Source organism: Algoriphagus algorifonticola (genome assembly GCF_007655305.1).
Taxonomy (GTDB): domain Bacteria; phylum Bacteroidota; class Bacteroidia; order Cytophagales; family Cyclobacteriaceae; genus Algoriphagus; species Algoriphagus algorifonticola.
Genome location: NZ_VLOG01000013.1, coordinates 1 through 5,484, shown reverse-complemented (window position 1 = coordinate 5,484; position 5,484 = coordinate 1). Strand labels below are relative to the sequence as shown.

The following is a 5,484-nucleotide window of genomic DNA, read 5'->3' as shown; positions in this document are numbered from 1 at the left end:
AAGGGGGAATTGGTCCGTATCTCGCCGAAGGCATATCTGGCTCGACGGAGGAGAGTCTATCTTCCGAAGCATATCTGTTGAATAGTATTTCGCCGAAGGCATATTTCTATTTATTTCCATTGTATTTCTATTCTATCTCACCGAATGCATATTTCTATCTATTTCCAATGTATTTCTTACACCATTTATTTCCTCTAAAGTCTTTTAATTTTTGCCAATTCCTTCAAATGATACTATTTTACTTGCTTTTAGAAAGAGGATAAAATCACATGCTACTTAGTAAACTGGAGATCAAGGGCTTTAAGAGTTTTGGCGACCGAATGGTCATCAATTTTGACAAAGGTATTACCGGTGTCGTAGGGCCTAATGGTTGCGGAAAATCCAATGTAGTCGATGCCATCCGCTGGGTATTGGGGGAACAAAAAACCCGAATGCTCCGCTCGGATAAAATGGAAAATGTGATTTTCAACGGGACCAAAAACCGAAAGCCTTCCAACTTGGCTGAAGTGTCCCTCACTTTTGAAAACACCAAAAACCTCCTCCCTACTGAATATACCCATGTCACCATCACCCGTCGCTATTATCGCTCCGGGGAAAGTGAATATCAGATCAATGGGGTTACCTGTCGATTGAAGGACATTACGAATCTCTTCATGGACACAGGAATCAACTCGAATTCCTATGCCATCATCGAGCTGAAAATGATTGATGAGTTGCTCAATGATAAAAACAACTCTCGACGCGAACTTTTCGAAGAAGCTGCCGGAATCTCCAAGTTTAAAACCCGAAAGAAAGAAACACTTCGCAAACTAGAAGACACAGATGCTGACCTAGCAAGGGTGGAAGATTTGCTCTATGAGATTGAGAAAAACCTCAAATCCTTAGAAAAGCAGGCAAAACAGGCAGCTAAATACTTTGAAATCAAAGCTGAATACAAGTCTGCTTCAATCAATCTGGCTAAAAAAAGTATAGAGAAGTACTCTAAGTCTTTGATTGAAACGAATCAGAAAATTCAGGCGGAATCTGACCGGAAACTTTCCTTCCAAACTCAAATTGCAGATCAGGAGGCAATGCTGAGCCAGTTGAAAGCAGATTTGATTTCTAAGGAAAAACTCTTGGCTTCCCGCCAAAAAACACTCAATGAGCATGTCAATAAGATTCGCTCCTTTGAGTCAGAAAAGAAAATCAAAAATGAGCGTCTCCGCTTTTTGGAAGATAGATCCCAAAAATTGCGGGAGCAAATAGATGCTGATAGAAAATCCAATGACAGAGCGGGATTCTCCATCCGATCCCTTCAGCAGGAAATGGAATCGGCTGCCAAAATGCTGGCCGAAAAGGAAGCAGTTGTCTCTGAACTCAGAGCTGCCTATGAATCCCAAAAGGAGATTCAAGCTGAAAAGCAGCTGCAACAAAAATCTCAGCAACAGGCATTTGAAGGGTTGAAGGAAAAGGTTTACCAACTCAGCAAAGATCTTGAAATCAAGCAAATTCAATTATCTACTCTAAAACAGGAGCTTGAGAGAACTTCCTCAGATGATTCCCATCAGGAAGCTTCTTTGGTGGATTTTGAGGCCAAAATAGTAGACTTGAAAGAAGAGCTGGATCAGGCAACAGCGGAATTCACCAGCTTGAAAAACAAGCAGGAAGACCTGGACCAAAAGATCGAAGAATCCAATCGGGTCATTGAAATGATCCGGGAGGAATTGACTACCTCCTCCAGAAAATTAGACTCCAAACAAAACGAATATAACCTCACCAAATCCTTGGTAGAAAATCTGGAAGGTTTTCCGGAGGCTATCAAATTTCTTAAAAAGAACAGTTCCTGGGGAAAAGATATTCCCCTCCTCTCCGACCTCTTGACTACGGATGAAAAATACCGGGTTACCATAGAGAATTACCTGGAGGGATACATGAACTACTATGTGGTTGACACCGAAGCCCAGGCAATTGCAGCAATCCAATTACTTTCTGATGCTTCCCGGGGAAAAGCCAATTTCTTTGTTTTGGAGCATTTTGAGCGCTTCAAATCCAGCCAAAGCAAGTTGTTCGCCAATGCCATCGCAGCTACCGAAATCATAGAATTTGATGTCAAATACAGCCGCTTGATCAACTTCATCCTGGACAATGTCTACATCGTGCAGGGAGATTACAAGGATTTTCCGCAGGATACTGAGGCTGTGTTTATTTCCGAAAGCGGCAAATACACCAAACGCAAATTCTCCCTTTCCGGTGGTTCAGTTGGCCTTTTTGAAGGAAAAAGAATCGGTAGAGCCAAGAACCTGGAAAAGCTAGACAAGGAGATCAAAGAACTCAATAAGAAAGTTTCTGCTACCCGATCCAATTTGGATCAAAAGCTTTCTGACCTAATGAAGCTAAAGGAAATTTCCTACAAAAGGCAGTTGGAAGAAAAGCAAGCAGCGATCAATGAGATCAATCAGTCATATGTCTCTGTTCGAACCAAAAAAGAACAACTGGCAGAATTACTTTCTTCCAATGCCAACAAGCGAGAGGATATCCTAGATAGAATTGCTGAGCTGGAGGAAAGCCTATCCACTATACAACCGGATTTATTGGAGCAGCGAGGGGAATACGAATCTGCTGCTCAGGATCTGGAAATGCTGACAGAGGACTTGGAAAAAGAATCTGCTTTGCTTTCCGAAAAATCTCAGGCTTTTAACCAAGAAAATATCTTATATCATCAGCAGCTAAACCGCGTGAATAGCCTGGAGCAAGAAATTGAGTTTAAGCAGAATGCTTATGAGAGTTCAAAGGAGCGTATAGAAAAGTCCCAGTCTGAATTGGGATCTCTGGACTCCGAAATCAGGGGATTATTGGAAAACAATGAGATCAAGGATGATGAATTGATTGAATTGTATTCGGAAAAAGAAGGAATTGAAGCTGGGGTTACTGAAGCTGAAAAGGATTATTATGGCAGTCGGGGCTTGATTGATGAAACAGATCAGAAAATCCGCAGCCTACAGAAAGCCAAGGAAAGTCACGATCAATTGTTGCATGAATTACAGAATAGCATCAATGAGATCAAGCTGAAAATGACCTCCATGAAAGAGCGTCTGAGCGTGGAATTTGAGTTGGATCTGGATCAGCTGATGGAAGAAAATCCTGAGCTGGATGAAGAATTTGCAGATTTCTCGGAAGAAGACTTGAGAACCTTGGTTCAAAAACATAAAGAGAAGCTTGAAAAAATAGGTCCTATCAACCCAATGGCTATGGAGGCCTATGATGAGATCAAGGAGCGTCACGACTTTATCATTACTCAGAAAGATGACTTGGTAAAGGCCAAAGAATCCTTATTGACCACCATTCAAGAAATCGATGATGTGGCCAAGGAGACCTTTTTGGAGGCATTTGATAAGATTAAGGAGAACTTTATCAAGGTCTTCCGTTCCCTCTTTACAGAGCAGGATGATTGCGATTTGAAGCTGACCGATCCGGACAATCCTTTGGAGTCCAGCATTGAGATTATGGCCAAGCCTAAGGGCAAGCGACCCTTGACTATCAATCAGCTATCTGGGGGAGAAAAGACCTTGACAGCCACTTCCCTACTCTTCTCCATCTATCTGCTCAAACCAGCGCCCTTCTGTATTTTTGATGAGGTGGATGCACCTTTGGACGATGCCAATATTGATAAGTTCAACCAGATTATCCAGCAATTCAGTGGAGAGTCCCAGTTTATCATCGTCACCCACAACAAGCGCACCATGGCCAGTACGGATATTATCTATGGAATCACGATGATTGAGGCGGGCGTGAGTCGAGTGGTGCCGGTGGATTTGAGGGAGTTGGCTTGATTTATTAAGAATTTAGCTAAAGCCCAATTTCAAGCAGTAAATCAATTTAAAAAAACCTCAATTTCAGAAAATAATTTGTACCTGCCTAAGAATGGCCTAATTGCCCGTTAATTTTGAAAATCAACAGAGTATTTGGCAATTAAATAGGAATGTGCGTTCTATTCATTTAGAGAATTATTTTTATTTATAAGGACTTTTACTCAGTGGTTAATGCTAAAAATTTAACCTACCAGTTTATTTTAGGATAAATTTGAATTAGTCAGGGTTTTTCAAAAAGAAAGAAAACTTATAGCAATTAAGGGAGGAATCTGTATTAAAATTAAATCAACCTAAAATAGAAAGGTTTTTAAAAGCATCACCTTAACCAATGTTTGACCAATATAATATCTATTTCAAAACAATAACCAATCAATATTTTAATAGATATAAACTAATCAAAATACGATTTTTTCAAACTGTATGTTTAGAATAATTTAAAAATTATTGCTAAAATTCTACCTCTTAACTTTTAGAAATATGGGAAAAGTAGAAAACCCTATGCTTAAGGGAATCAGTGGTAAAATTGGTGGGCTGGTATTTTATCAATCTGGTGGAAATACCTATGTCAGACAAAAACCTGGAAAACAAAGTAAATCAGTAAAAAAACGAACCTCAAGAAGAAAGCGCTTATCTCAGTCTGTCATGAAACAAACTCACCAGTTTTTACGGAAGTTGGTTCCCTTGCTTCGATTTAGTTATCAGGAAATGAAGCAAGGAGCTAGACAACCCTATCATGCAGCTGTTGCCTATATGGCAAAAAATTCTTTTAAATCAGATGGTGATTCCAAAATAATAGACCCTAGTTTACTTAAGCTGAGTGCAGGTTCGCTTAGCGGTCCATTAAATGCGGCTGCTCACTGGTTCAAAAATGGGGTTCAATTTACTTGGACAGATAACTCATGGTCAGGATCTGCGAAACCGTCCGACCAAGCACTCTTAATTGCCATTAATCTGGAAGAAGATATCCGAATTTGGAATCATTTAGGAGAAAGAAGAGATAGAGGAGAAGATTTTCTTCCTCTTACACCAACTACGAAAGGTTCTTGGCATGTTTATCTGGCCTTTAGTCAAGAACAATTGCAACAAAAGAAAACCTATGTTTCGGATTCTGTCTATTTGGGAAAAATTAAGCCTTAAGATTAGCACAGTTTTTCAAATAATTTCTCTCATGACCTACCCCAGCCCCTCCTCTAGGAGGGGACTAATCAATTTGAAAAATCCCCCTTGCCCCCTTTAAGAAAAGGGAATGGATCCTTCTGATTTAAGACATTAAGATCAAAAATTTAACCTCTTCAAAGCCTGAAAGGCTTGAACTATTCAATAGCCACGCCAGAGGCGCACAGGCCCGAGTAAGGAGGCGGAGGAACAGAGCTTTCAATTCAGCATTAAAATCGGCCGTCCCTATGGGACTTCGTCAACAATTCAACAGCTTATCTGAATTCCAAAGATTGAAATCTCTGGCTAGGAGACCAACCGTCGCTACGCGACTTAACTCTTAATTTAAAGCTCGATGGTACTCAAAGCCTGAAAGGCTTTAACTTTTCAATAGCCAGGGGTTTCAACCCCTGGTAGGAAAAACGCAACCCTCCCCCAGCGCTGGCCCTTTTACCCTGTTTGAAAGCGAAATCTCAATGCC

Annotated in this window: 2 protein-coding genes; both read left to right on the top strand. The window is 40.6% G+C overall.

Translation table 11 applies throughout. The features are described 5' to 3' along the window. Positions 1-269 precede the first annotated feature (269 nt). Positions 270-3,809 (top strand): chromosome segregation protein SMC, encoded by a 3,540-nt coding sequence (smc, locus tag FL972_RS02575; RefSeq protein ID WP_144603238.1) that lies wholly within the window; start codon positions 270-272, stop codon positions 3,807-3,809. Positions 3,810-4,325: 516 nt separating this feature from the next. Continuing rightward, complete coding sequence (locus FL972_RS02570) at positions 4,326-4,985, top strand: DUF6266 family protein (RefSeq protein WP_144603236.1); 660 nt, start codon at positions 4,326-4,328, stop codon at positions 4,983-4,985. Positions 4,986-5,484: the final 499 nt, after the last annotated feature.

Bases quoted from the DNA above. Each gene is read 5' to 3' on its own strand.
- smc (WP_144603238.1), top strand. From the start codon at position 270: ATGCTACTTAGTAAACTGGAGATCAAGGGCTTTAAGAGTTTTGGCGAC.
- FL972_RS02570 (WP_144603236.1), top strand. From the start codon at position 4,326: ATGGGAAAAGTAGAAAACCCTATGCTTAAGGGAATCAGTGGTAAAATT.